The sequence below is a fragment of the Hyunsoonleella aestuarii genome, assembly GCF_006148925.1.
GTDB classification, from domain to species: Bacteria; Bacteroidota; Bacteroidia; order Flavobacteriales; family Flavobacteriaceae; genus Algibacter_D; species Algibacter_D aestuarii.
Genome location: NZ_VAWB01000001.1, coordinates 1,472,215 through 1,498,717, shown reverse-complemented (window position 1 = coordinate 1,498,717; position 26,503 = coordinate 1,472,215). Strand labels below are relative to the sequence as shown.

The following is a 26,503-nucleotide window of genomic DNA, read 5'->3' as shown; positions in this document are numbered from 1 at the left end:
TAATTAAGTGTCTTTATATTCTACTTTTTCATTTTTAAATAGCAGAGCAAATACTACTAGCACTCCAATTGCAAATAGCGTTGGAAACATCCAAATATCTTTCCAGCTATGACCTCCATCCACTAAAACATTCTCATCTACTATTTGTCCTGCAACCCAAAAACCAACTAACATTCCTACTCCATACGTAGCTAACGTTATTAATCCTTGAGCAGCACTTTTTGCTTTCTCTCCAGCTTTTGAATCTGTATAAATTTGACCCGAAACAAAAAAGAAATCATAACAAATTCCATGAAGCGCTATTCCTATAACTAACATAAAAAATAAATCACCAGCATTACCATACGCAAAAAGAGAATATCTTATTCCCCATGCTAACATTCCGAATAGAATGGTTTTCTTAAATCCATATTTTTTGAAGAAAAAAGGCAGTAAAAGCATAAAACCAACTTCGGATACCTGACCTAATGAAGCCCAAGCTGTGGAGTTCTCTACTTTATATTCTGTTAAAAAGGGACTAATATTTTGGTAATAAAAAGCTAACGGAATACATATTAAAATCGACGATAAGAAAAACACTAAAAAATTTCGATCTTTCAATAGTTTTAGCGCTTCTAATCCTAAAATATCGGATATAGTAACTTTTTCATCTTTAGAAACACTTGGTGGTGTTTTGGGCAAAGTAAAACTAAAAACACCTAAAACTAAAGAAGCTATAGCAACCATTGTAAATGTATTTGATAAGAGTCCTTGTCCTATATTTTCAATTGAATCCCATTTAAAAACGAAGCTAATTATCAAACCAGCTAATATCCAGCCTATTGTTCCAAAAACACGTACAATTGGAAACTGTTTAGCAGGGTCATTCATTTGATTAAATGAAACCGAATTTACTAAAGCCAGAGTCGGCATATATGCAATCATATATCCTAAAACATAGGGATAGAAGGTTGTAAATTCAGTGGATTTAGACATTTGATACATTAAAAATGCGCCTATTAAATGTAGAACCCCAAGAATTCTTTCAGCATTAAAGAATCGATCGGCAATCAAACCAATAATAAATGGAGCTATAATTGCGCCCCAGGATTGCGTTGAATATGCCATACCGGTTTCTGCTCCAGTGGCCCCTAAATTATTTCCCAAAAAGGAGCCAAGGGTTACAAACCAGCCTCCCCAAATAAAGAATTCAAGAAACATCATGAAAGAAAGCTGAAATTGAGTTGATTTTTTCATTTTTAGAATAGTTAGTTTTTATAATTATTAGCAAAATTTATTAATAATTGCTTAGTAGCTAAAATACCTTTTCGTTCATCTAAAGTTTCATTTTCGTATTCTACACTCACATAATCCTTATAACCAGCATCTGCCACTAAGCGCAAAAACCTATTAAAATCCAAGGTAGTTTCATTTCCGTTTTCATCAAATTCATAGGCTTTAGCACTTACAGCAAGCGCTTTTGTCATTAAGCGTTCAAAACCTTCATATTTATCTGGATATTCCTCAGCACAATCCCCCCAATTTTCATCTTGAGTTCTTCTTATGCACCAATTACCAAAATCTGCAAGAGTGCCACAATTAGTCATGTTTATACTATCCAATACAGGAATCAATAGTCTTGGATCTGAAGAATACCACCCATGATTTTCAGGCAAAACACTAATATTCTTTGTTGCTGCATATTGAGAAAGTTTTTTTAAACCATCATAAGTCGTTTTAACCCATTCATCCGGATCAAATGTTCCAAAAGTATTAACTCGAATTGCGTGACAACCTAAATAGGCAGCAGCATCTACGTACTTCTTGTGCTGTTCTACGGCCTCATTTCTGACTTCTAAATTAGAATGCGATAAATCACCAGCACGATCCACCATTATAAGTACATTTTTCACATTATGTTTTTCACTTTCTTCTTTCCATTTTTCAATAACAGTTTGAAAGCCCATACTATCTATTTCTTTTTCAAAAAGTTGATCCACCCACTCCACTGCATCAAAACCTAATTCTTTTGCCACTTTGGGAAAATCAAAAGGGTCTATTTTTCCTGTTTCTATTTCTCTATGTAAGGACCATTGCGCTAATGATATCTTGAATAAAGGCTCAGAGTCCTTTATCATATCAACTTTTTCTTCTTGAACCTTTTCTTGTTTTTCCTTACAAGACATAAGGCCTAACATTAAAAAGACAATAAAACTGAACTTAAAAAAACTTGAGTGCTTAACAATATTCATTTCGAAATAAAATTTTGGATATGTGAAAATAAAAAAACAAGACTTCACCAATGTTTATAATTATTCAGTGAAAGAATTTAAACAATTGTAAAAGTTAACAAATCTAGACTACTTCTTGTTTTTTCAATCGATACTCTATTGGCGTACAGTTTTCATGTTTTTTAAAAACTGTTGAAAAATACTGACTCGTAGAGAACCCACAACTAAAAGCAACCTCTGCTACACTAAAGTCATTATTATTTAATAAAATCTCTTTAGCCATATTTAAACGTCTTAGCATTAAGTATCGCATTGGTGTTAAGTTTGTCAAATTCTTACAATGGTGTGTAAATCGGGTTAAGCCAACGCCAGCAGAATCTGCCATTTTCTCAATCGTCCAGGTTTCAGCAAGGTTTTTCTCAAGCTCATTTAAAAACAATTTCACACTTCTAGAACTATCGGTAAGCTCTTCATTTAACTCCATATTTTCAGAATCTAAAAGATCTAAAAGCAACACTAACAACTCATTAACCAATAATCTAATTAAAGACGAATTACTACCATCCTCATCAGTATCAACCGCTCGACCTATTCTTTGAAAACAATTCCTAACGTGTTTATTCGATCGTAATCGAACATCTTCATTGTGCCTTAGTATAGTTGTTAATCTGAGCAAGTCCTTTGGTGCTAAAATTATCCATTCTGGCCAAACCCAATTTTGATGCGGACGTCGCACGCCTAAATCTAAAATTACCCAATAAAATTTACCCACTCCAACATATGGGTCCCCTACTTTATGAGCCTCCCAAGGTCTTGTAATAGTTAAATCATTTGGCTGTAATTCTATTTCTTTTTTTTCTTGAGAATAAGGCATATAACCAGATTCTAAAAAGTGAATCTCTATACCCTCATTCCTATGCCAATCTAAACCCCAATCTTGAGGTTCGTTAGCATCCCAATAACCAATGCTATTAAGACCTAATGTATTGTTGTCTAATCGCTCTCCTGGATATGTATACCTCGCCAAAGCCTTAAATTTGACTTTTCTTCTTTCAACAGCGTCAACTAAAGGCAAACATGTATCGGCATGATAAACAATTCCATCTGCTTCGAAAGGCGTAATTTTTTGTACATTTATCTTCACTGAAATAATTTGAACATCATTATTCTGCAATTTAATTAATTTGGCAATGATTGCAATTGATTTTGCTCCTTTTTATAATATAAATCACTAAACTAAATTTACATGAGCACAGTTTACTTTAACCCTCTTGAAGAAGAATATGATGCTATCGTTGTTGGCACTGGAATTTCGGGAGGTTGGGCTGCTAAAGAACTATGCGAAAATGGTCTTAAGACCTTGGTTCTTGAGCGTGGACGCATGGTAAAGCATATTGAAGATTACCCAACTGCTAATATGGATCCCTGGGATTTACCAAATGCTGGAGCTCCAACAAGAGAGACCAGAGAACGAAAACACAAGCAAGATAGAGATAGCTCGGCAACAAACGAGGATGTTCAACACTTCTTTGTAGACGATAAATTGCATCCTTATAATGAGGATCGTCGTTTTGATTGGATTCGCGGCTATCATGTTGGAGGAAGGTCATTAATGTGGGGACGGCATAGTTATCGATTGAGTGACTTAGACTTTGAAGCTAACAAAAAAGATGGCATTGCCGTTGATTGGCCTGTTCGCTATAAGGACATTGAACCATGGTACGATTATGTCGAAGAATTCATAGGTATTAGTGGTGAAAATCTAGGACTAAAACATTTTCCAGATCAAAAGCTCTTAAAGCCAATGGATTTGAATTGTGTAGAAGAAGATTTAAAAGCAGTAATTAAAGAAAAATATGAAGATAGGGTTCTGACCGTTGGTCGCGTAGCCCATATAACCGAAGGAACAAAACCTGGAATGGGTAGAAGCACCTGTCAATATAGGAATAGATGTAAACGAGGATGTCCATTTGGTGCTTATTTTAGCAGTAATTCTTCCACTCTACCTACAGCTGAAGCAACTGGGAATATGACTTTAAGACCAAACTCTATTGTTCACGAAGTTGTTTATGACGAACAACTAGGAAAAGCCACAGGCGTAAAAGTTATTGATACCGAGACAGGTGAAACTTTTGAGTTTAAGGCAAAAATTATTTTCTTATGTGCATCTGCAATAGCCTCGGCCTCAATTTTATTACAATCAAAATCTGAAAGGTTTCCTAACGGGCTAGGAAATGATAGTGGTGAACTAGGTCACAATATTATGGATCACCACTTTAAAGTTGGTGCTAAGGGAATAATGAAAGGCTATGAAGATAAATATTATAAAGGACGTAGACCAACTGGTACTTACATGCCAAGATTTAGAAATATTGGTGGTGACACAGACCAAAGTACTTTTATAAGAGGTTATGGCTTTCAAGGAGGGGCAAGTCGCGATGGTAGTTCTGAATTAATAGCTGAATTAAAATACGGGCCTAAATTAAAAGAAGCCATATTAAAACCTGGCGATTGGGAAATGGATTTTCACGGATTTGGAGAAACTTTACCAAACCATGATAACAAAATGTATCTTAATTATGATAAAAAAGATAAATGGGGATTGCCAACAATAACATTTGATGCAGGATTTGGAGAAAATGAATTAGCAATGCGAGAAGACATTAAACAACAAGCCGTTGAAATGCTTAAGGCTGGAGGGTGCGAAAATATTGAAACCTATGATGAAAAAATTGGTATGGGACTTGGAATTCATGAAATGGGAACCGCCAGAATGGGTCATGATCCAAAAACATCAGTTTTAAACAAGTACAATCAAATTCATGCTTGCAAAAATGTTTTTGTTACCGATGGCGCATTTATGACCTCTGCTGGTAATCAGAACCCTTCATTAACATATATGGCATTTACAGCTAGAGCTGCGCAGTATGCTACTCAAGAATTAAAAAACTCTAACCTTTAAATTTCAAATTATGAATAGAAGAGACGCATTAAAAAACATTGGCCTTGGAACGGGATTTGTAGTTGCAACACCTGTTCTTGTTAATTTTTTACAGAGCTGTTCTAGTGATGCCGAAAACTGGACCCCTATATTTTTTAATGTAGAAGAAGGCGTGTTTTTAAAGCATATTGTAGATATTATTCTTCCGAAAACTGATACACCCTCGGCTTCTGAAGTAAATGTTCCTGAATTTATTGATAAATATGTTGATGAAATTCTAGATATTGAAGATCAAGAAAGATTGAAAACAGCTTTTAATGAAGTAATTACACTTTTAAAGGATAAATACAACGAAAATTTAAACAGACTCACTAACGATGATTATAAAAATCTGTTAGACAAGCATATGCTTTTGAATCAACCTCCGACTATTGAATCAGATCCTATGACAATATCAGACACATTGCATACAATTAAATGGATGTCTATCAATGCATACATAAACAGTGAAACTGTGGGTGAAACTATTTTAGCTTACGATCCCGTACCTGGAATTCCTAAAGAATTTTGCATAACTGTTGAAGAAGCAACAGGGGGATTAGCTTGGTCGTTAGGTTAACATAGTTATGGGTTTGATTAAAAGACTACTAATACTAACTTTACTAATTGGCTTTGTCTCTAATTGTAAAAAAACTGACAAAAAAAATACTAAAACTGATACTATTAAAACAGAAATTACCGAAAATTGGCAATCTTTATTTAATGGAGAAAATTTAGATGGATGGTTAGTGAAAATAAATGGGTTTGAATTGAATGATAATTATAACAACACCTTTAGGGTTGAAAATGGCATCCTAAAAGTGTCTTATGACAATTATGAAAGCTTTACTAATGAATTTGGGCATATTTTTTACAAAACCCCATTTACCAATTACAAATTAAGGCTTGAATACAGGTTTGTTGGTCATCAAGTTAATGGAGGAGAAGCTTGGGCAATAAAAAATAGTGGTATAATGTTACATAGTCAATCTCCTGAAAGCATGCGAAAAAATCAAGGTTTTCCACTTTCATTAGAATTTCAACTTTTAGGGGGAATCAATGAAAATGAAACACGCCCTTCAGGAAATATTTGCACACCTGGAACTCATGTTGAGATAAATGGCTCATTAATTACAGAACATTGTATTCCTGCGAATTGTAAAACCTATTATGGTGAAGAATGGATAATGGCAGAAGTAGTTGTTAATAATGATTCTATTACACATTATATTGACGGAGTACCTGTAATATCATATTCTAACCCAACCATTGGAGGTCAGTATTTGGATGATTCTTCAGAAGATATTCAAACTAAAGCAGGTCAATCACTAACTGGTGGCTATGTTTCATTACAAAGCGAAAGTCATCCTATTGAATTTAGAAATATTGAAATTTTAGAATTTTAGATGAAACGACGTTCATTCATAAAAAAAGGATCTATTGCCACTTTTGGTATTTCAATTATCCCACGTCACGTTTTAGGGAAAGGCTTTATTCCGCCAAGTGACAAATTGAATATTGCTATTGTAGGCGCAGGAGGAAAAGGCTATTCAGATATGCTTAATGTTTGGAATGGAGGTTCATCAAATATTGTAGCTATTTGCGATGTCGACTTTAATAGAGCGAATCAAGCTTTTGTAAAATTCCCAAATGCTCAAAAATTTAAAGATTACAGAAGACTTTTAGATAACATAAAAGATATTGATGCCATTACGGTATCAACTCCAGATCATACCCACGCGGTAATTACCCTTGCAGCAATGCAATTAAACAAACATGTCTATGTACAGAAGCCTCTTACTCATAATATCTATGAGGCAAGAGTACTTACTGAAGCTGCAAGAAAATATAAAATTGTTACCCAAATGGGTAATCAAGGTGCTTCGGGAAAAGGAGTAAAAAAAATGGCAGAATGGTTTAACGCTGGCCTTATTGGAGCAGTAAATCAGGTTCATGTGTGGACCAATCGCCCCGTATGGCCTCAAGGCATAAAAACACCAACAGACAAACCGGCTATTTTAGATAACTTAGATTGGGATAGCTGGATCGGTCCTGCAAATTGGGTAGACTATCATCCATTATACCATCCATTTAAATGGCGTGGTTGGTGGAATTTTGGCACAGGAGCTCTAGGTGACATGGGTTGTCATTTAATGGATCCACCCTATAGAGTATTAGGTTTAGGTTACCCTACGGAAGTAGAAAGTAGTGTCGGTTCGATATTTACGCAAGATTGGGCTCCAGATTATTATCCAGAATCTTGCCCGCCGTCATCAAGGACGCAATTAAAATTTGAAGCCACTGATAAAAACCCTTTACGTTTAAAACTAAATTGGACAGACGGAGGATTACGACCATTCCATCCAGATTTAATTCCTGCAGATCATCCAATCGGAGATGAGAACAGTGCAAATGGTGTTATAATGATAGGAGAAAATGGTATTATGACATGTGGTACTTACGGCAGAAATCCAAAAGTTTACTTAAACAATGGAGACATAATAACCCCATCTGAAAATTCTCTTGAAGATGACTCTGACTTACCTGAAAATGGTCATCATCATAAATGGGTAGAAGCTTGTAAAGCTGGTTACAATAGTACAGAACATAAAGCTTTAACCTCGTCTTTTGATTTTGCCGGACCTCTTACAGAATCTATTTTAATGGGCAACTTAGCCATAAGAAGTTACAACCTAAGACATGAAACTCAAAACAATAGATTTGAGTATCCTGGTAGAAAAAAACTGCTTTGGGATGGCACCAATATGAAGGTTACTAATTTCGAACCTGCAAATCAATTTGTAAAACGTAAGTATAGAGAAGGTTGGACCCTTTAACAACTTCTCTAACCAAATTGTTTTTAAAATTTACTCAACAATAAACTTCCCTTTCATTAAACCAGAATGACCAGGAAAACTACATAAAAAATCATAGCTTCCTGCAGCAGGTGCATCAAATTCTATAGATGTAACTTGACCTCCTCCAATTAAATCTGTGTGAGCAATTACATCTTGAGTGTCTTTAGGAATATATTTGTTATCTCTTTCAGTTGCAGCTTTTGCAGCAAATTCAGTTAAGCTAACACCTTGTTTTAAAATAACCAAGTTATGCCCCATAACGTTAATATCTAACTTTCCTATATGTCTTAATGTTATTTTAACCTTCTTGCCAGATTTTACTTTAATCTCACTCTTATTAAACTTCATTAAATCATTGGAAGTTATTACAACTTCATTAATATTGTCATCGGTCGATTCGTTTGATTTTTCTTCATTACTGGTATTTTTCTCATACGAAAACCCTTTTTTCTTTTTTTCATCTTTACCTCCACAAGCAACTACAACTATTAATGAAAACGTTGCTAAGCATATTAATTTAAATACTTTCATAGTTTAATATTTATTAATTGATAGAATACCCAAATATAATTATATAAGCCAAAATAATCGTGCAATATTAACCATTGAAAAAAAACATACAACATTTGACCTGACAAGGTTAAATATTTTAGCTATACATTAAAACATATTACAGAATGTAATCTGTACTAATAAAATTAGAGGTCTTTTTGTCTAATAATTCCTCCAAAATAGCATTATTGTACTCATTATCCTTCGAAGCCACAAATGTTCTTATTGAAAAAGAACGAAGTGCATCATGAACACTTAGAGTACTAAAAGCTGAATCTTTTCTACCAGTGAACGGATAAACATCTGGGCCACGTTGACATGAACTATTTAAATTCACACGACATACCAAATTAACCAAAGTATCTATTAAAGGAGAAAGGGTATTTACATTTTTTCCAAATAAACTCACCTGCTGCCCATAATTAGATGCAGCCATATCATCTAGAGGTTCTTCAATGTCAGAAAAAGGAACAACTGGAATTACTGGCCCGAATTGTTCTTCATTAAATAAACGCATGTCCTTTGAAACTGGATATAACACTGCCGGAAAAATAAAATTCTCGCTAGTCTCACCGCCATTTTTATTTAAAATATTCGCGCCTTTTTTTAGAGCATCATCTATAAGTTCTTTGATGTATGAAGGTTTATCCTCCTCTGGTAAAGGTGTTAATTTCACTCCAGGTTCCCATGGATTTCCATACTTTAGCTTGTCTACTTCGTATGCAAATCTTCTATTAAACTCTTCTACAATAGATTCATGTACATAAAGCACTTTTAACGCTGTACAACGTTGACCGTTAAAAGATAAAGTTCCAGCAATACATTCTTCTACTGCCAAATCCAAATCGGCATCCGGTAATACAATAGCAGGGTTTTTAGCTTCTAATCCCAAAACCATGCGTAATCTATTGCCTTTTGGGTGTTGGGATTGTAGGGCATTTGCCGATTTACTATTCCCTATTAAAGCCAATACATCGACTTTACCAGAACTCATTATTGGCGAAGCTAAAACTCTTCCTCTACCATAAACGACATTTACAACACCTTCTGGAAAACTACTTTGGAATGCTTCAAGCAATGGAGATATAAGTAGTACTCCCAACTTTGCTGGCTTGAAAATAACCGTATTACCCATTATAAGAGCTGGTATAAGTAGTGTAAATGTTTCGTTTAAAGGATAATTATATGGACCTAAACACAGTACAACCCCAATTGGACCTCTTCTAATGTGCGCGTAAACACCAGAGTTCTTTTCAAACTTAGCTGAATTACGATCTATGTCCTTATATGCTTCAATTGTATCGTAAATATAGTCTACAGTTCTGTCGAATTCCTTTTCTGAATCTGGTAGATTCTTTCCAATTTCCCACATGAGTAACTTCACAACCTCCTCACGCTTTGTTTTCATTTGCTCCACAAATGTTTCCATACAGGCAATTCTATCAGCCACTTTCATCGTTGCCCACAAGCCTTTCCCGTTATCATAGGCTGAAGTTGCAGCATTAAGTGCATCCATCGCCTCTTCTTCTCCCAATTGAGGCACTGTACCTAATAAGGTTTTCTTATATTCCTTAGTTGATGAAATCGTAGAATATACTTGTGCTGTTTCACCATTCCAATGTCGCAGTTCACCATTCACTAAATACGTTGTTTGATGCAGCGGGGATTTTATTTGAAATTCTTCTGGGATTTCTACAAAGGTATCTTTCATAATTTTTAATTTAATAAGTGAACAGACAAAGTCATTCAGAATTAAAAGTTACTTCAAAATAAATGAAAATTGCACAGAATTAGCTCGAATAAGGCAAATAATCATGTGTTTTTAAACTCAAACGATTTCGAGATAGAAAGATTTATTAATTGCAAAAAGCTCTTTATTATACTAAAAACTGGAATAAATCAGGCTTGTCGTTTAAGTAATCACCAAAGAAATTATGCTTCTTCATTCTGCTAACCAGAGCATCTAAGTCTGATGACGATTTCAACTGTATGCCAACAACGGCTGAACCATTTTCACGATTTGTTTTCTTAGCATATTGAAAGTAGGTGATATCGTCATTCTTACCTAAAATATTAACCACAAATTCTTTAAGGGCACCAGCTCTTTGCGGAAATTTAACGATAAAGTAATGCTTTAGGTTAGCATATAGGAGGGCGCGTTCTTTAATTTCTGATGTTCGAGTAATATCGTTATTACTTCCACTAACCAGACACACTACGTTTTTACCTTTTATTTCCTTTGCGTAAAAATCAAGAGCAGAAATACTTAGAGCTCCTGCGGGTTCAACAACAATAGCATCTTTATTGTAAAGTTCTAAAATAGTTTCGCACGCCTTTCCTTCAGGAACTGTTGTCATTTTATGAAGGTTCTCTCTACAAATTGCAAAATTTAAATTCCCCACACGCTTAACAGCAGCACCATCAACAAATTTTTCAATTTTATCTAAAGTCAAATTCTCACCCTTTTCGATTGATTTTGACATAGATGGAGCACCTTCAGGTTCCACACCAATAATCTTTGTGTTTGGAGATAATTCTTTAAATACTGTTGAAAGTCCAGCTGCCAACCCTCCTCCGCCAACCGCAATAAAAACATAGTCGATTGGCTTATCAGCTTGTTTTAATATTTCTAGTCCAATGGTAGCTTGACCTTCAATAACTTTTTCATCATTAAAAGGATGGATAAATATTTTGCCTAAAGCATCACATTCCAAAACCGCTGCATGATAGGCATCATCAAAAGTATCGCCAACAAGTTTTATCTCAATAAAATCTTCTCCAAACATTTTGACCTGTTCAACTTTTTGATTGGGTGTTGGAGCAGGCATATAAATGGTTCCTTTTATCTCTAAGAGTTTACATGACAGAGCAACGCCTTGCGCGTGATTACCTGCACTGGCACAAACAACGCCAGCTTTGGCTTCTTCATTATTTAAAGAACTTATTTTATTATAAGCTCCTCGAATTTTATAAGATCTAACTTGCTGTAAATCTTCACGCTTAAAATAGATATTCGCATCAAACTTCTTTGAATATCTTAAACTCAAGCTTAATGGCGTAATTGCCGATACATTCTTAATGCTTCGAGCAGCAATTTCTATATCCATTAAACTTGGAAAATAGATTTGTTTTTCAGAATCCATCGATTATAATTTATCGTTAAGGTCAATTGAAATATTTAGCTATATAGAATAAAAAACCTGTCAAGATGATTCATCAGACAGGTTTTCGACAATATATAGTTTAGTTTAGTTATGTGCTATACTATTGGTTTCATAGCTGTCATTGACGATCTTAAAAACTCACCCACCTTTTCAACTGGATGATCTCTTAAGGTTTTGTTGATTTCAATCAATCTGGCATTATCAACACCATCTCCATTATCTTTAGCGTAAGGTTTACCAATAACATCTGTTTTAATTTTAGCCATAAAATCTTTTAATAAAGGCTTACAAGCATGGTCGAACAAGTAACAACCATACTCTGCAGTATCGGAAATTACACTATTCATTTCATATAATTTACGTCTTGCAATAGTGTTTGCAATAAGTGGTGTTTCATGTAAAGACTCGTAGTAAGCTGATGCATCTATAATTCCAGAATCGGTCATAGCCTCAAAAGCTAATTCAACACCTGCTCTTACCATCGCTACCATTAACACACCATTATCGTAATATTCTTGTTCAGATATTTCAACATCTCCAGCTGGTGTTTTTTCGAAATTAGTTTCAGCAGTTGCAGCTCTCCATCCTAATAAATCTTTATCATTATTAGCCCAATCTGCCATCATCCCCTCAGAAAAACGCCCTTCAATAATATCATCCATATGTTTTTGGAACAACGGTCGCATAATATCTTTTAACTCTTCTGATAATTCAAAAGCTTTAATTTTTGCTGGATTCGATAAACGATCCATCATATTAGTTACACCTCCATATTTAAGACCCTCTGTTACGGTTTCCCATCCATATTGAATCAATTTTGAAGCATAACCTGGGTCGATACCTTCTTCAACCATTTTATCAAAACAAAGAATAGAACCAGTTTGTAATAAGCCACAAAGAATAGTTTGCTCACCCATTAAATCTGATTTTACCTCAGCAATAAATGACGATGCTAGCACACCTGCTTTATCACCTCCTGTAGCAACTGCATAGGCTTTAGCTTGAGCCCAACCTTTCCCTTCTGGATCATTTTCTTCGTGCACAGCTATTAAGGTTGGTACACCAAACCCACGCTTATATTCTTCGCGAACCTCTGAGCCAGGAGACTTAGGAGCTACCATAATTACAGTTAGGTCTTCTCGAATTTGCATGCCTTCCTCTACAATATTAAAACCATGAGAGTAAGACAATGTTGCCCCTTTTTTCATTAAAGGCATTACCGTATTTACTGCATTTGTATGCTGCTTATCTGGTGTTAAGTTTAACACTAAATCTGCTGTTGGAATCAACTCTTGGTAGTTACCAACTTTAAATCCATTTTCCGTTGCATTTAAAAAAGATTGACGTTTTTCTGCAATAGCAGCATTACGTAAGGCATAAGAAATATCTAATCCAGAATCTCTCATGTTTAGTCCTTGATTTAATCCTTGAGCACCACATCCTACTATGACAATCTTTTTACCTTTTAAAGCATTTACACCATCCGAGAACTCAGAAGTGTCCATAAATCTACATTTTGACAACTGTTCTAACTTATCTCTTAATGACAGTGTATTAAAATAATTTCCCATTTTTAATATTAATTATTATTGGTTATTGAATGCTGATAGCATTTCTGTTACTTTCATTTCTTCTTTAGTAACTGCAATGCGACCAGATCGCACAAATTGCATGATACCAAACTTGTTCAATTCTTGACGTAATTCTTCAATTTCGAATCGTCGCCCAGATTTTTCTAAAACAAAGAATTCCTTGTTTACGGTAACAATTCTGGCGTTACTTTCTTTAATTATATTTTGAATCTGAGGCTCATCGAACAACAAATCAGATTTAATTTTAAACATGCATGATTCTTGATAAATCGTTTCATCATCTCTATGATAATATGCACGAATAACTTCAACTTGCTTTTGAAACTGACCTATAATTTTTTTTGCTTGAGTTTCGGTAATATCAACAACAATAACAAACCTATTTACACCTTCAATCTCAGATTGTGAGGTTGTTAAACTTTCAATATTGATATGTCTTCGCTGAAAAATTGCAGAGATGCGGTTAAGCAAACCGATATTATTTTCAGTGTATATAGAAAATGTGAATGTTTTTATTTCTTCGTTCATTTCTTTAATGCTTTAGCTTAAACGGATATCTGAAACTGATGCTCCTGATGGAATCATTGGAAATACATTATCTTCTTTCTCAACACAAACCTCAAGGAAATATGAGTCTTTAGAATCTATCATGGTTTTAACAGCATCTGCTAATTCTTCTCTTTTTGTTACACGTTGCCCATCAATGTAATATCCTTTCGCAATGGTTACAAAATCTGGGTTTGTCATTTCGGTAGAAGCATAACGTTTATCAAAAAACAACTGTTGCCATTGACGCACCATACCTAAAAATTCGTTGTTTAATACAACTATCTTTACCGGAATTTTTTGTTGAAAAATAGTTCCTAGTTCTTGAATATTCATTTGATAACCCCCATCACCAATAATAGCTACAACCTCACGATTTGGCTCAGCCATTTTAGCTCCCATAGCTGCAGGTAATGCAAATCCCATAGTTCCTAATCCTCCCGAGGTGATATTACTTTTAGTTATATTAAATTCTGAATAGCGACATGCAATCATTTGGTGCTGACCCACATCTGAAACGATAGCAGCATTGCCTTTACTTTGCTTATTGATTTCTTTTAAAACTTCACCCATTGTTAAACCTTCTTTGGTTGGATGTATATCATTCTTTATAACTTTTTCAAATTCAATATCATATAAATCTTTGAATTCTTTAAGCCATGATTCGTGCGAGTTTTTATTTAATAATGGCAATAATGCTGCTAAGCTATCTTTAGAATTTCCTAAAACCGCAACATCCGCTTTTACATTTTTATTCACTTCGGCTGGATCAATTTCAAAATGAATGACTTTAGCTTGCTTAGCATAGGTGTTTAAATCTCCTGTAACACGATCATCGAAACGCATTCCTATGGCAACAAGCACATCGCAGTCGTTAGTTTTAACATTTGGAGCGTAGTTTCCGTGCATCCCAACCATTCCAATGTTTAACGGATGTGATGTTGGAATAGCCGATGCTCCCATAATAGTCCAAGCAGCCGGAACTCCAGATTTTTCAATAACTGCTTTCAATTCTGCTTCTGCTTCACCTAAAATAACACCTTGCCCCCAAACTATCATAGGTTTTTTAGCATCATTTATTAAATCGGCTGCTGCTTGTAATGTGTTTGGATCAGTTTGCGGTACCGGAATATAACTCCTTACACCTGTACATTTTTCGTAACTAAAATCTAACTCACCAAATTGAGCATCTTTAGTAATATCTATTAAAACTGGCCCAGGACGACCACTTCTAGCAATATAAAAAGCCTTAGCAATAACTTCTGGGATTTCAGAAGCTTTAGTTACTTGGTGATTCCATTTTGTAACTGGTGTTGAAATTCCAACAATATCGGTTTCTTGAAACGCATCACTCCCTAATAAATGAGATGGCACTTGACCTGTAATACACACTAATGGTGTAGAATCTATTTGCGCATCTGCAATTCCTGTCACTAAATTAGTAGCTCCAGGTCCTGAGGTCGCTATAGCTACACCAACTCTACCAGATATTCTAGCATAACCTTGTGCTGCATGAGCCGCACCTTGTTCATGCCTTGTTAAAACGTGATGGATTTGATCTTGGTACTTATATAATTCATCATAAACAGGCATAATTGCGCCTCCAGGATATCCATAAAGAATATCAACGCCTTCGGCAATTAAACATTTTATGATGGCTTCACTACCACAAATACGCTCAGTTTGTTTGGTAGCTTCTGTTTTAGTATGTATTGTTTCTGTTTTCATAGTCTCAACTTAAATTGATAAGATTCCTGTCTTAACAGGAATAACAAACTATTGTTATTTAGAATGCATCGGTAACACAACCTTTTGAAGCTGATGCTACTGATTTTGCATATTTATATAATATTCCTTTTTTATGTTTTAATTCTGGAGCAACCCACTGCACTTTTCTTTCAGCTAATTCTTCATCTGAAAGCAACACATTAATTGAGTTATCTTCTGCACTTATTCTAATTTTATCACCCGTTTTTAATAGAGCAATATTCCCACCTGATTGTGCCTCTGGAGTAATGTGTCCAACAACAAATCCATGCGTCCCACCAGAAAAACGACCATCTGTAATTAATGCTACTGATTTACCTAAACCAGCACCCATAATAAGTGATGTTGGCTTTAACATTTCTGGCATACCCGGACCTCCTTTAGGACCTACATAACGAATGACCACGACGTCACCCTTTTCTACCTCACCATTCGAGATTCCAGTGTTTGCAGCTTGCTCACCATCATAAACCACCGCTTTACCTTCAAATAGTAAACCTTCATTTCCTGATATTTTAGCAACTGCGCCTTCAGATGCCAGATTTCCATAAAGAATCTGCAAGTTACCTGAAGATTTTAAAGCTTTATCGGTAGGGTAAACCACATCCTGATCTTCAAACTCCATAGCCTCAACATCTGCTAAATTTTCAGCAAGTGTTTTTCCTGTAACAGTTAAACAGTCACCATGTAAATACCCATTATCTAATAAGTATTTCATGATTGCTGGTGTTCCCCCAACGCCATGAACATCCTCCATTAAGTATTTTCCACTCGGTTTTAAATCGGCAATTAAAGGTGTTCTGTCACTTACTCTTTGAAAATCTTCTAAAGTAAACTCGATATCTGCTGCATGAGCAATCGCTAAGAAATGCAATACCGCATTGGTAGACCCTCCTAAAGCATTAACAAGTGCAATAGCATTTTCAATAGATTTTTTTGAAATAATATCTAAAGGTTTTATGTCTAATTCTAATAAGTTCTTTATAGCTATCGCATGTCTTTCTGCTTCAGACAATTTATTAGGGTTCTCTGCAGGAATCGATGAGTTATAAGGTAATGCAAAACCCATACACTCTATCGATGATGCCATAGTATTCGCCGTATACATACCACCACAAGCACCCGCTCCTGGAATCGCTCTTTTTATAATATCTCTATATTCATCTTCATCAATTTCTCCTGCTACTTTTTGTCCTAAAGCTTCAAAAGCCGATACAATATTTAACTTTCTGCCTTTATAATTTCCAGATGCAATAGTTCCACCGTACATCATTATTGACGGACGATTTAATCGCAACATCGCAATAACAGCTCCTGGCATATTCTTATCGCAACCCACAACAGAAATAAGTGCATCATAACTCTGTGCATTCATTACCGTTTCAATAGAATCTGCTATGATATCTCGAGAAGCCAACGAATAATTCATACCAGAAGTACCCATAGAAATACCATCACTTACACCAATGGTATTAAACCCTAAACCAACTAAACCAGCAATATTACACTCAACTTTTATTTCGTCTTTCAAAGCATTTAAATGCATGTTACATGGATTTCCATCGTACCCCGTACTTGCAATACCCACTTGAGCCTTCTTCATATCTTCATCAGATAAACCAACTGCATATAACATGGCTTGAGATGCTGGCTGAGATTCATCCTGTGTTAGTCTTTTACTATGTTTATTGAGTTCCTTCATTTTTATTGCAGATAATTTATGTTTTATCTCGTTTGTAACTATTATTCTTTAGCTTTTAAGAATTTTAACAAAAACTCTTTAAAATCTTAAATTGGGTTCGAAATTAAATCATTAACGGTTTAATCGGTTTTCTATCTTAGTTTTCTAGTTAAATTCACTTACTTCAAAACCTATTTAAATATCTTATTATCAATTGTTTAAACTAAATTTTTTATGATGTCCAAAATGATAAAATAATCCATAAAAAAAGCCCTCCGGTTCAGGAAGGCCTTTTAAATTATTTTCAATTTTAATATACCCTTCCCTAGCCTTGTGAAATAATCACAATTACAATTACAGAAATGATATTTAAAATGTGTCTTTTCATATGTAAACTACAAATATTCGTAAATATTTTTGACCCACCAATTCTTTTTTGAAAAAAAGAAAAATGGGCATTCATATTCTTTTATTTTTTTACTTTTGCCAAGATTAATAAAAGAGGACAGATTTGACTGATTGCAACCTCAAGAAAAAATGCTAAAGGCAGTGTAAACTTCCTGAGACGCTCTCGTCAAATCTCAAAAATTAAATATTAGATAAATGGCTTATTTATTTACGTCGGAAAGTGTTTCTGAAGGACACCCAGATAAAGTAGCAGATCAAATTAGTGACGCTTTGATAGATAATTTTTTGGCTTTCGACGCCGATTCTAAAGTAGCTTGCGAAACTTTGGTTACAACAGGTCAAGTGGTTCTTGCAGGAGAAGTAAAATCACATACATATTTGGATGTTCAAAAAATTGCAAGAGACACTATTAACAAAATTGGTTATACCAAAGGAGAATATATGTTCGATGGTAATTCTTGTGGTGTATTTTCGGCAATACATGAGCAATCTGAAGATATTAATCAAGGTGTAGATCGTGGCAGCAAAGAAGAGCAAGGTGCTGGCGACCAAGGAATGATGTTTGGTTACGCGACTAATGAAACCGAAAACTTTATGCCGCTTGCCTTAGATTTATCGCATCGCATTTTAATAGAACTTGCCGAGTTACGTCGAGAGAATAAAGATATTACTTACTTAAGACCAGACTCTAAAAGCCAAGTAACTATTGAATATAGTGATGATAATATCCCACAACGTATCGACGCCATAGTGGTCTCTACACAGCATGATGATTTTGCAGATGATGACACCATGCTTGCTAAAATAAGAAAGGATATTGTTGATATTTTAATACCAAGGGTAGTTGCTAAACTTCCAAAGAGCATAAAGGTATTGTTTAATAATGACATAAAATATCATATCAACCCAACTGGCAAGTTTGTAATTGGTGGGCCGCATGGCGATACCGGTTTAACAGGACGTAAAATTATTGTAGATACTTACGGTGGTAAAGGCGCCCATGGCGGTGGAGCTTTCTCTGGTAAAGACCCAAGTAAAGTAGACAGAAGTGCGGCTTATGCCACGCGCCATATTGCTAAAAACTTGGTTGCTGCAGGTGTTGCCGATGAGATTTTGGTGCAAGTTAGTTATGCCATTGGCGTTGTAGAACCTATGGGTATTTTTGTAGATACTTATGGTACTTGCTCGTTTAATATGACCGATGGCGAAATTGCTGAAAAAGTTTCTAAAATTTTCGATATGCGACCATTTGCGATCGAGGAACGTTTAAAATTACGTTCTCCAATGTATAGCGAAACAGCTGCTTATGGGCACATGGGAAGAACTAACCGAACAGTTTCTAAAACATTTAGCCAACCTAATGGCGAAAGCAAAACCCTAGAAGTTGAGCTATTCACTTGGGAAAAGTTAGATTATGTTGATAAAGTAAAAGAAGCTTTTGCGCTTTAAATAAATACATTATAAACTCGTAAAAAAGACCACGTCATATTGTGGTCTTTTTTATTTAAACCGACTTGAATTTGTAATAATTTTCCTCTAGCTTCGTGTCGTTTGTTATAAATCATTAAAACGACGTCAAATCATTCAAGAAACGAACACCTAAATCTCATAACGAATTCTAAACGTTACAAACCGCGGCTGAATAAACGTTTCGGAGCTAAATACAGAAATGTTCGTAGCATTGTTTCTTAAGCGTGAGTCGATATCTAACAAGTTAGTTGCTTTAAGTTCGTATTCCCATTTGGAATCTTGGTCTTTGCGGTACGCTAAGGATGCATCCCAGGTCTCGAAGGACTGTGAGGGGTTTATGCCATCATCTTGATTGGTGTAAGCATAATCGGTTCTAAATGTTAGGGATTTCCAGATATAGGCATCAAAATTAATTGAAGGAGAATTGGTTGTATATTTTGTAGATCTTGACCCTTGATTGTTATCGGAAATACTATATCTGTATCGTAACCTTACATTTGGCGCATCCCTAAAATTAGTGCGCAACTCGGGTCTATAACTCTGCACAAAACGTTCATTTAAAGATTGCTGCCCTTGAATAAACTGATTGTTTTTGCTGTAACTAAAATCGGCAGAAAGACTCGCTCGCAACTTTCCAAATGTACGCTGTACTCGTCCATTGGCCGAGACACTTTCGTCTGCAAAAGCAGAATTGAAAAAGGTGCTCGTTCTAATCACATTTTCGAAATTCGTTAAGCCTCTAATTTGGTCGATATTCTTATTATAAGAAAGTCTAGCAAACACATTGGTATAGTTAAAAAGATTAAAACTACTATAAAATAAACTCACATTATGTGATAGGGCATTTTGTAATTCTGGCTCCCCAAATTGAATACTATTAAAGTTATTAAACACTAAGCCTTCTGCTAGTCTGGTAACATCTGTAAACTGATTTAACATCCTATAACGCAAGGTTAAACTTTCACTCTTTTTAAATTGAATGCGTGTTTCAAAATCTGGAAGGAATCGGAAAAAATTATCCTCATAAGTTTCGCCAAATTGGGTGTTTTTATTTCCGTAAGCGTGCAATGAAAACCCAGGAATTATGTTAAACTTGCCAGCTTTTAAGGTATAATGCGCGCCTAAATAAATGTCGCTAAAGTTGTATTCGGTGTCATTTTGAGCACTTAACAAATCACCATCGGGGTTAGTAAGACTTGGCGTGGGATTAAATTGTGTTCCATTAGCATCTAAAAACTGAAACATATTGGAATTAAAATCCTGTTTGCTTAAAATAGTTCCTAAAGTAAAGTTGATGTTGCTTTTTGCATTCAAAATATTATAGTAATCTAATTTAGCATCCAATTGGTTAGATTTTACCAGTCTATTCTGTCCTAAATCGTAATTATCTAAGGACCTATTAAAACCTATTGCCTCAGCAGTTGTATCAAAAGCATCTCTATCATTGGGGTTTAATTCATCATTGTTAGCAGGGTCATTTGTTAGCAGTGCATTATAGAAAGGGTCTTCATTTTTTAGCAAATGCTGCGCTTCAAAAGCAAAAATATTGTTTTCGTCAAATGTGTAGTAATAATTGAAGTTCTGATTGATACTATATGGTGTAACTTCATCTAACTGGGTGGTACTTCCAACTATTGAAGAAAATAAAGATTGCCGTTGGGTATCATCTGAAAACCGCCCTAAAATATCATAATCTAATTGATTATTTATGTTGGGTTTGTAGGAAGCACTTATCTTTAACAAACCTTGATTAGAACGTTCTTTACTACTTTGGTCTGTAGCTTCATCTGGTATACCTAAATCTGGGTCCGTATATTGCACAAAACTAGATTCTCTGGATAAAATACGACTACTGTTATATATAGCAAAACCACTAATATCGAGAGCTTTGTTTGGAGAATAGCTGAAATTGGTAGCAGCCAATTTATTTTTAATTTCTAGCGCATTATTTTGGGACGTTAAGAAATTAAGACCATTATCACCTAGATTAATTGAAGTCCCACTGCTTCTGCTAGGTGATCTAAAACCGCCACCAAAACCTCTAATATCACGTCGTGTCAATGCCAACTCTCCAGTATTATTTAAATCGCCAATAAAGTTTAAACTGAATTTAGGACTGTAATAAAAGAGTTTTGGTTGTGCGAGATACAACTCATCATCTGGAGATGTACCTGCCCCAGCAGTTACATTACCAAACCAAAAGTTCTCCTTGCCTTCTTTCAATTTTATATTTAAGGCCACATTATCTTGGTTGTTAGTAACTCCACTTAATTGGCTGACTTCTGAATAATTTCTTAATACTTGAACTTTATCGACCGCATTAGAAGGAATATTTTTTGTTGCTAATTTGGTATCCCCATCAAAAAAATCTTTCCCATTAACCATGAGTTTATTCACAACCTTACCTTCTACTTCTACTTGTCCTTCATCATTTATTTCGACACCTGGTAATTTTTCTAAAACATCTTCCAGTTTTCGCTCTGTCCCTGTTTTAAAAGAATCGGCATTATAAACCAACGTATCACCCTTTACTGTTACAGGCATTTCATAAGTGAGTTCTATGGCTTCCAAAGCATTATCGGCCACCAAAGAAACATCTTTAGTCATATCTACCTCTTGTGTATTTACTGCAGCGGTATAGGTTTTCATTCCTATATAACTCACTTGCAAACTATAGGAGGTGTTTATAGATAAATTTAACTTGTATCGCCCTTCATTATTTGTGATTCCATAAGACTCCAAAGCTTTAGTTTCTTTATTAATGGCAATAACATTCGCCAATTCTAATGGGTTTCCAATACTATCCTTAACAACACCTTGAAGTTTTACCTGAGCCATGGAAAGATTGGCAAGAACAAGTATTAGAATAAAAATTAGCTGCTTCATTATTTAATTTTTGTTTTATTTTGATTGATTGATTGATTTAATTATGTGGTCTTTTCTAACCAAGACTTAAAACGCTCTGCCATTTGTTTTTTTTACCGCTCAGACAATTGACGACCTCTACTAAAACGACTCATATCCAATGTTGTTTTAGAAAAATAATACGCTTTGCCTTGAAATTCTTGTGCGTTTACTTTTAGTGATGATGGTATAAAGATTAAACGGGCTGCTAACTTTAAAGCTAAAGTTTTCATAATTAGAGGACGGTGTTTAAAAAGTTGATTATTCTTTTTTAGACCACGATAGTAACTTTAAGTTTAATCTCTATTCCTTAATAAGTTAAATCACAATTTAAGATCTTCTTCTGCCTGAATAGCTTCCTCTAAATTCATTCATTTTTTTAAAAACGATTTTTTTGTATTCCTTTTTTGTAACCACGTCACCTTTATCAGGAGCTTCTATTTTTGTCTTCTCTTTAGGATTAATAACAATCTTTGAACACAACATCGTAGTATCTCCAATGCTTAATTCTAAAATTAAACCTGGCAACCCCCAAAATTCTGAGGGGCCTTGACTTACTGGTATTTGCGGTGTGTACCAAGCTACAATTTCGGTCATTTGAATCTCTTCTACTTTGTCTTCGTCTTTTTCGGGAGATTCATTTTCAGAGCCCTCTTTTTCCGATTCTTCTTTTTTGGACTGACTTCTTAACTCACTCCATGAAAACTCCCAAAAGGATAATAACGATGATGGTATTCTAGTTATGGCCTTGAAACACATATAGTTTCCTATTTGCTTTGTTTCAGTTTCCATTTTCCAATCGATTTTCAACAATTCGTCTTTAATTAAAAAACGCTTACCATATAATTCTTGATTTTGTACGAACGAATTGGTCTTAACATTTTTATACTGGTGACCAGGAGTGAAATTTTTTCCCCAAGAATCTGTCGCCCCAGACATAGCATCTAACTTTTCAAATTCCCTGTAAATAGATTCTTCTTTGTTGAATGATAAAATATAGGTCTTTTCTAATCTGTTTTTTAATCTTGCCGCTATTTGTTTCTTCTGTTCTTGACTCATTTTTGCACCCCAACTACCAAGATTCATCTTTGCTTTATATACATATTCTGCTCTTCCTTGAAAATCTTGTGCTCCAATACTGTAAGTGAAAAATAAACTTAAACAAAGAACAAACAAATTAGGTTTAACACATTTCATAATGAAGTATTTAAATTTTTGTTTAACAAATATACGGTTTTTTTAAACAAAAAATAGGCCTCAGTAAAAATTAACCTCCAATCCTTATCATTACACGGTCTCCATCTCCATCACCACTCCCTCGTCTTGATCTAAATTGCTCCATCATTTCCTCAGATTTTTTATCTCTAATCTCATCAAACTCTTCCTGGGAAACCTCCTTTCCTTTGGTTGGCTCGGTAATTTGAACCTCTTCTTTTGGATTTAATACAATTTTACTACACACCAATGTTAAATCACCATCATTAACTTCTAAAATTAAACCTGGAAGCCCAAAATAGTCCGCAGGCCCATTATTAATTGGGATTTGTGGCGTATACCAGATGCTAGTAGTTCTAGGCTTTGTAACCTCTTCAACCCCTCCATCACTTGTTAATGTTTGGGTGGTGTAATCATCTGAGAATTCGGCTTTAAAGCAGGTATAATCACCAATATTCTTTGTTTCGTTAACCAGCTTCCACTTTCTTTTGTTTAAAGAATCCTTTATTAAAAACACTTTGCCAAAAATCTCATTTTTGTTAGTGTACCTATTCTCCTTTAGATTTTTATACATAATATCAGAACCTTGAGAAATCTTAATTTGCATCCCAGATTGAATTGGATTAGGAGCCTCTAACTTTTCTTCTTGTTTATAAAGTGATTCATTTTTGTTGAAGGTTAAGGTATATTCCTGCTGAAATTGTCTTCGCAGTTGCGCTTGAATTTGTTCCTGCATCTCTTCATTTACGTTTTTATCATCCAACTTTAAATCTACTTTTCTATGAGATTTATACGTCGCAACCCCTTGAAAATTTTGTGCTAGACCAATTGTTGAAAAAAGTAATAACAGGGCACTTAAATAATGTTTCTGCATAATTAATATTCGTTTTTTGATTAATAAGCTACAAATATGACAAGTATATTATACGAATACAGTTAACTAGTGTTAACGTGTGTTAACCGATTGGTTTTATTGCCATTTAACATTTACTTTTGAACAAATGAATGATAAAAAATACAAATGGTTGCTGTACTTAATAGTTACAACGATTGTTATAACTATTGCTGCACAAGCCTATTGGAATTACAAAAACTACTTATTTAATAAGCAGTATTTTATTAGCCAAGTTCAGGTAAGTCTGGATAACGCTTTAGATACTTATTATGCGGATCTTGCTGAATCGAATGAAATGACAATTATTGAAACAGATAGTGTTATTCTAAAACATGAAAAAGATTTTTTTGAACGTGATTCATTATTAAAAAATATTGAAGTTAAATATAAAAAACTTCGAGATAAAGGCATTTCTGGATTCACACAAATAACCGATTCTAGTAATGGTTTTTCTGCAAGAAAAGAACAGAACCACATATCGAAAATTAAAGTTATTCGTGGTAAAAAGGCGTCGGACAGCATCAAACTTTTAAAGGGGATTACCTCCATTTTTATTTCAATAAAAAATGACAGCTTAGATTTTAAAAAGTTACAGCCTTTGGTTAAAAAAGAGCTTAATAGAAAACATCTAGATATTGCTTTTACCTTAAAACATTTTAAAGGGGATAGCCTGTATAACACATTTGGTTCTGAAACAATAGAGCCAAATGTGTTACATGCAGAATCTAAATCTACTTTCTTGAAACATGATGAGCGCCTAGAGATTTTCTACCCAGATGCAACCCATATTATTTTAAAACAAGGCTTAAGTACTATTTTAATTTCAACATTCTTAGTATTTGCCGTTATCGGGTGTCTCTTATATCTATTAAAAATTATTCAGCAACAGAAACAACTTGCCGAAGTTAAAAATGATTTAATTAGTAACATCACCCATGAGTTTAAAACACCAATTGCTACTATTGGGGTTGCTTTAGAAAGTATTAGTGATTTTAATGTTATTGATGATAAGGAAAAAACGAAAAAGTATGTAAACAAGTCCTCAGAGCAACTTTCGAAATTAAATGTAATGGTTGAAAAACTGCTTGAGACAGCCTCATTAGATAGTGAATCTTTAAATTTTAACAAGGAACCTTTAAACATCTCAACCCTTCTGGATAATATTGTGAATCGTTACAAAGTGCAGCATACAGAGAAAAGGTTTCTTTTCAATTTTAAAAATGATTCTATTATTATTGACGCAGACCCATTTCATTTTGAAAATGCACTAAATAACATACTCGACAATGCCGTAAAATATGGTGGTGAGATTATTTCTGTTGAACTTAAACAAACCAAAGATAGAGTAGAAATCTGGATTTCAGACAATGGCACAACTCTAAAGAGAGAGCATAAAAATAGAATTTTCGAGAAGTTCTACAGAATCCCTAAAGGGAATACACACGACATTAAAGGCTATGGTATTGGATTGTATTATACCAAGACCATTTTGGAAAAACACCATGGACAAATTGACCTCGATTTAACAAATAACCTAACCAGTTTTAAAATCTCCATCCCAAATGTCTAGTCGAGTAAAATTACTATTTGCAGAAGATGAACCTGCTTTAGGTCAAATAATTAAGGAAAGTTTAGAAACCCGAAATTTTGAAGTTACACTTTGTGCCGACGGCGAAATAGCATTAAAAAGCTTTCATCTAAATAAACCAGAATTACTAGTTTTGGATGTAATGATGCCAAAAAAAGATGGTTTTACATTAGCCAAGGAAATTCGTGAAATCGATGACAGCATTCCCATAATTTTCTTAACTGCAAAATCTCAAACACAAGATGTCATTGAGGGCTTTACTATAGGAGGTAATGATTATTTAAAAAAACCTTTTAGCATGGAAGAATTAATTGTACGAATAAATAATTTACTCCATCGAACTAAAGAACAAAAGAAATCTCTTTCTGTAAATTTCGGTGCTTTTAATTTTAATTTTCCAAAGCAAACACTTCAATTTAAAAGTGATAAAAAAGTACAACTTACACATAGAGAAGCACACTTATTGTTTCATCTTGTAAAAAATAAGAATCAAGTTTTAGACCGCTCATTAATCTTAAATAAATTATGGGGTAACGATGATTTTTTTAGCGCACGCAGTATGGACGTATTCATTACTAAATTGAGAAAAAAACTAAAACAAGATCCTAACATCGAAATAATTAACGTCCGTGGTTTTGGCTATAAACTAATTTGTTAGAAAGTGGTTTGATTT

21 protein-coding genes are annotated in these 26,503 nt (G+C 34.4%); 7 read left to right on the top strand and 14 right to left on the bottom strand.

Going from position 1 to position 26,503, the window contains the following annotated elements; all coding sequences use genetic code 11:
* Nucleotides 1-3: 3 nt before the first annotated feature.
* The 3 genes from FEF17_RS06725 to FEF17_RS06715 form a co-directional block, all read right to left on the bottom strand.
* Nucleotides 4-1,236, bottom strand: a complete 1,233-nt coding sequence (locus FEF17_RS06725) for a nucleoside permease (RefSeq protein ID WP_139001577.1) — start codon at nucleotides 1,234-1,236, stop codon at nucleotides 4-6.
* An 11-nt stretch (nucleotides 1,237-1,247) separates the two neighbouring features.
* Nucleotides 1,248-2,165: a sugar phosphate isomerase/epimerase family protein gene (locus FEF17_RS06720; RefSeq protein ID WP_246046798.1), complete on the bottom strand. Its 918-nt coding sequence runs from the start codon at nucleotides 2,163-2,165 to the stop codon at nucleotides 1,248-1,250.
* Between the two features lie 169 nt (nucleotides 2,166-2,334).
* On the bottom strand, nucleotides 2,335-3,384 hold the full coding sequence (locus FEF17_RS06715; protein ID WP_246046797.1) for a helix-turn-helix transcriptional regulator: 1,050 nt from the start codon (nucleotides 3,382-3,384) through the stop codon (nucleotides 2,335-2,337).
* A gap of 72 nt (nucleotides 3,385-3,456) precedes the next feature.
* Here FEF17_RS06715 and FEF17_RS06710 point away from each other — a divergent pair, with 72 nt between their 5' ends.
* From FEF17_RS06710 to FEF17_RS06695, 4 genes are read left to right on the top strand one after another with little or no spacing between them, the layout of a single operon-like run.
* Complete coding sequence (locus FEF17_RS06710) at nucleotides 3,457-5,172, top strand: GMC oxidoreductase (protein ID WP_139001575.1); 1,716 nt, start codon at nucleotides 3,457-3,459, stop codon at nucleotides 5,170-5,172.
* 10 nt (nucleotides 5,173-5,182) lie between these two features.
* Nucleotides 5,183-5,770: a gluconate 2-dehydrogenase subunit 3 family protein gene (locus FEF17_RS06705; RefSeq protein ID WP_139001574.1), complete on the top strand. Its 588-nt coding sequence runs from the start codon at nucleotides 5,183-5,185 to the stop codon at nucleotides 5,768-5,770.
* Between the two features lie 7 nt (nucleotides 5,771-5,777).
* The gene (locus tag FEF17_RS06700) at nucleotides 5,778-6,596 is read left to right on the top strand and encodes a 3-keto-disaccharide hydrolase (RefSeq protein WP_139001573.1); all 819 of its coding nucleotides are present in this window, start codon (nucleotides 5,778-5,780) and stop codon (nucleotides 6,594-6,596) included.
* Nucleotides 6,597-8,027 (top strand): Gfo/Idh/MocA family protein, encoded by a 1,431-nt coding sequence (locus FEF17_RS06695; protein WP_139001572.1) that lies wholly within the window; start codon nucleotides 6,597-6,599, stop codon nucleotides 8,025-8,027.
* Nucleotides 8,028-8,057: 30 nt separating this feature from the next.
* Here the strand turns inward: FEF17_RS06695 and azu are convergent, their stop codons facing one another.
* From azu to ilvD, 7 genes are all read right to left on the bottom strand, one after another.
* The gene (gene azu / locus FEF17_RS06690) at nucleotides 8,058-8,579 is read right to left on the bottom strand and encodes an azurin (RefSeq protein WP_139001571.1); all 522 of its coding nucleotides are present in this window, start codon (nucleotides 8,577-8,579) and stop codon (nucleotides 8,058-8,060) included.
* Between the two features lie 139 nt (nucleotides 8,580-8,718).
* Entirely contained in the window at nucleotides 8,719-10,311 is a 1,593-nt protein-coding gene (locus FEF17_RS06685) for an NADP-dependent glyceraldehyde-3-phosphate dehydrogenase (protein ID WP_139001570.1), read from the bottom strand.
* Between the two features lie 166 nt (nucleotides 10,312-10,477).
* Complete coding sequence (gene ilvA / locus FEF17_RS06680) at nucleotides 10,478-11,743, bottom strand: threonine ammonia-lyase IlvA (protein ID WP_139001569.1); 1,266 nt, start codon at nucleotides 11,741-11,743, stop codon at nucleotides 10,478-10,480.
* Nucleotides 11,744-11,859: 116 nt separating this feature from the next.
* On the bottom strand, nucleotides 11,860-13,335 hold the full coding sequence (ilvC, locus tag FEF17_RS06675) for a ketol-acid reductoisomerase (protein ID WP_139001568.1): 1,476 nt from the start codon (nucleotides 13,333-13,335) through the stop codon (nucleotides 11,860-11,862).
* A 15-nt stretch (nucleotides 13,336-13,350) separates the two neighbouring features.
* Nucleotides 13,351-13,884, bottom strand: a complete 534-nt coding sequence (gene ilvN, locus FEF17_RS06670; RefSeq protein ID WP_139001567.1) for an acetolactate synthase small subunit — start codon at nucleotides 13,882-13,884, stop codon at nucleotides 13,351-13,353.
* Between the two features lie 12 nt (nucleotides 13,885-13,896).
* Nucleotides 13,897-15,630, bottom strand: a complete 1,734-nt coding sequence (gene ilvB / locus FEF17_RS06665) for a biosynthetic-type acetolactate synthase large subunit (RefSeq protein ID WP_139001566.1) — start codon at nucleotides 15,628-15,630, stop codon at nucleotides 13,897-13,899.
* 58 nt (nucleotides 15,631-15,688) lie between these two features.
* Nucleotides 15,689-17,371, bottom strand: a complete 1,683-nt coding sequence (gene ilvD, locus FEF17_RS06660; protein ID WP_139001565.1) for a dihydroxy-acid dehydratase — start codon at nucleotides 17,369-17,371, stop codon at nucleotides 15,689-15,691.
* A gap of 582 nt (nucleotides 17,372-17,953) precedes the next feature.
* Here ilvD and metK point away from each other — a divergent pair.
* Nucleotides 17,954-19,207 carry a methionine adenosyltransferase gene (gene metK, locus FEF17_RS06655; RefSeq protein ID WP_139001564.1) on the top strand — a complete coding sequence of 418 codons (1,254 nt, stop codon included), beginning with the start codon at nucleotides 17,954-17,956 and terminating at the stop codon, nucleotides 19,205-19,207.
* A 150-nt stretch (nucleotides 19,208-19,357) separates the two neighbouring features.
* Here the strand turns inward: metK and FEF17_RS06650 are convergent, their stop codons facing one another.
* The 4 genes from FEF17_RS06650 to FEF17_RS06640 all read right to left on the bottom strand — a co-directional run bounded on the left by FEF17_RS06650 (nucleotide 19,358) and on the right by FEF17_RS06640 (nucleotide 24,221).
* The gene (locus FEF17_RS06650) at nucleotides 19,358-22,114 is read right to left on the bottom strand and encodes a TonB-dependent receptor (protein ID WP_139001563.1); all 2,757 of its coding nucleotides are present in this window, start codon (nucleotides 22,112-22,114) and stop codon (nucleotides 19,358-19,360) included.
* A 92-nt stretch (nucleotides 22,115-22,206) separates the two neighbouring features.
* Nucleotides 22,207-22,365, bottom strand: coding sequence for a hypothetical protein (locus FEF17_RS14295; RefSeq protein ID WP_170180976.1), 159 nt, complete (start codon nucleotides 22,363-22,365; stop codon nucleotides 22,207-22,209).
* Nucleotides 22,366-22,462: 97 nt separating this feature from the next.
* A complete protein-coding gene (locus FEF17_RS06645) occupies nucleotides 22,463-23,329 on the bottom strand; it encodes a GLPGLI family protein (protein WP_139001562.1) in 867 nt (288 codons plus the stop codon).
* Nucleotides 23,330-23,399: 70 nt separating this feature from the next.
* Nucleotides 23,400-24,221, bottom strand: a complete 822-nt coding sequence (locus FEF17_RS06640; RefSeq protein WP_139001561.1) for a GLPGLI family protein — start codon at nucleotides 24,219-24,221, stop codon at nucleotides 23,400-23,402.
* A 127-nt stretch (nucleotides 24,222-24,348) separates the two neighbouring features.
* On the opposite strand from FEF17_RS06640, the gene FEF17_RS06635 reads away from it, so the two are divergent.
* Nucleotides 24,349-25,812 carry a sensor histidine kinase gene (locus tag FEF17_RS06635; RefSeq protein ID WP_139001560.1) on the top strand — a complete coding sequence of 488 codons (1,464 nt, stop codon included), beginning with the start codon at nucleotides 24,349-24,351 and terminating at the stop codon, nucleotides 25,810-25,812.
* Entirely contained in the window at nucleotides 25,805-26,488 is a 684-nt protein-coding gene (locus FEF17_RS06630; RefSeq protein WP_139001559.1) for a response regulator transcription factor, read from the top strand. Before FEF17_RS06635 ends, FEF17_RS06630 begins: the two co-directional genes overlap by 8 nt.
* Nucleotides 26,489-26,503: the final 15 nt, after the last annotated feature.

Bases quoted from the DNA above. Each gene is read 5' to 3' on its own strand.
- FEF17_RS06725 (WP_139001577.1), bottom strand. From the start codon at position 1,236: ATGAAAAAATCAACTCAATTTCAGCTTTCTTTCATGATGTTTCTTGAA.
- FEF17_RS06720 (WP_246046798.1), bottom strand. From the start codon at position 2,165: ATGTCTTGTAAGGAAAAACAAGAAAAGGTTCAAGAAGAAAAAGTTGAT.
- FEF17_RS06710 (WP_139001575.1), top strand. From the start codon at position 3,457: ATGAGCACAGTTTACTTTAACCCTCTTGAAGAAGAATATGATGCTATC.
- FEF17_RS06705 (WP_139001574.1), top strand. From the start codon at position 5,183: ATGAATAGAAGAGACGCATTAAAAAACATTGGCCTTGGAACGGGATTT.
- FEF17_RS06700 (WP_139001573.1), top strand. From the start codon at position 5,778: ATGGGTTTGATTAAAAGACTACTAATACTAACTTTACTAATTGGCTTT.
- FEF17_RS06695 (WP_139001572.1), top strand. From the start codon at position 6,597: ATGAAACGACGTTCATTCATAAAAAAAGGATCTATTGCCACTTTTGGT.
- azu (WP_139001571.1), bottom strand. From the start codon at position 8,579: ATGAAAGTATTTAAATTAATATGCTTAGCAACGTTTTCATTAATAGTT.
- FEF17_RS06685 (WP_139001570.1), bottom strand. From the start codon at position 10,311: ATGAAAGATACCTTTGTAGAAATCCCAGAAGAATTTCAAATAAAATCC.
- ilvA (WP_139001569.1), bottom strand. From the start codon at position 11,743: ATGGATTCTGAAAAACAAATCTATTTTCCAAGTTTAATGGATATAGAA.
- ilvC (WP_139001568.1), bottom strand. From the start codon at position 13,335: ATGGGAAATTATTTTAATACACTGTCATTAAGAGATAAGTTAGAACAG.
- ilvN (WP_139001567.1), bottom strand. From the start codon at position 13,884: ATGAACGAAGAAATAAAAACATTCACATTTTCTATATACACTGAAAAT.
- ilvB (WP_139001566.1), bottom strand. From the start codon at position 15,630: ATGAAAACAGAAACAATACATACTAAAACAGAAGCTACCAAACAAACT.
- ilvD (WP_139001565.1), bottom strand. From the start codon at position 17,371: ATGAAGGAACTCAATAAACATAGTAAAAGACTAACACAGGATGAATCT.
- metK (WP_139001564.1), top strand. From the start codon at position 17,954: ATGGCTTATTTATTTACGTCGGAAAGTGTTTCTGAAGGACACCCAGAT.
- FEF17_RS06650 (WP_139001563.1), bottom strand. From the start codon at position 22,114: ATGAAGCAGCTAATTTTTATTCTAATACTTGTTCTTGCCAATCTTTCC.
- FEF17_RS14295 (WP_170180976.1), bottom strand. From the start codon at position 22,365: ATGAAAACTTTAGCTTTAAAGTTAGCAGCCCGTTTAATCTTTATACCA.
- FEF17_RS06645 (WP_139001562.1), bottom strand. From the start codon at position 23,329: ATGAAATGTGTTAAACCTAATTTGTTTGTTCTTTGTTTAAGTTTATTT.
- FEF17_RS06640 (WP_139001561.1), bottom strand. From the start codon at position 24,221: ATGCAGAAACATTATTTAAGTGCCCTGTTATTACTTTTTTCAACAATT.
- FEF17_RS06635 (WP_139001560.1), top strand. From the start codon at position 24,349: ATGAATGATAAAAAATACAAATGGTTGCTGTACTTAATAGTTACAACG.
- FEF17_RS06630 (WP_139001559.1), top strand. From the start codon at position 25,805: ATGTCTAGTCGAGTAAAATTACTATTTGCAGAAGATGAACCTGCTTTA.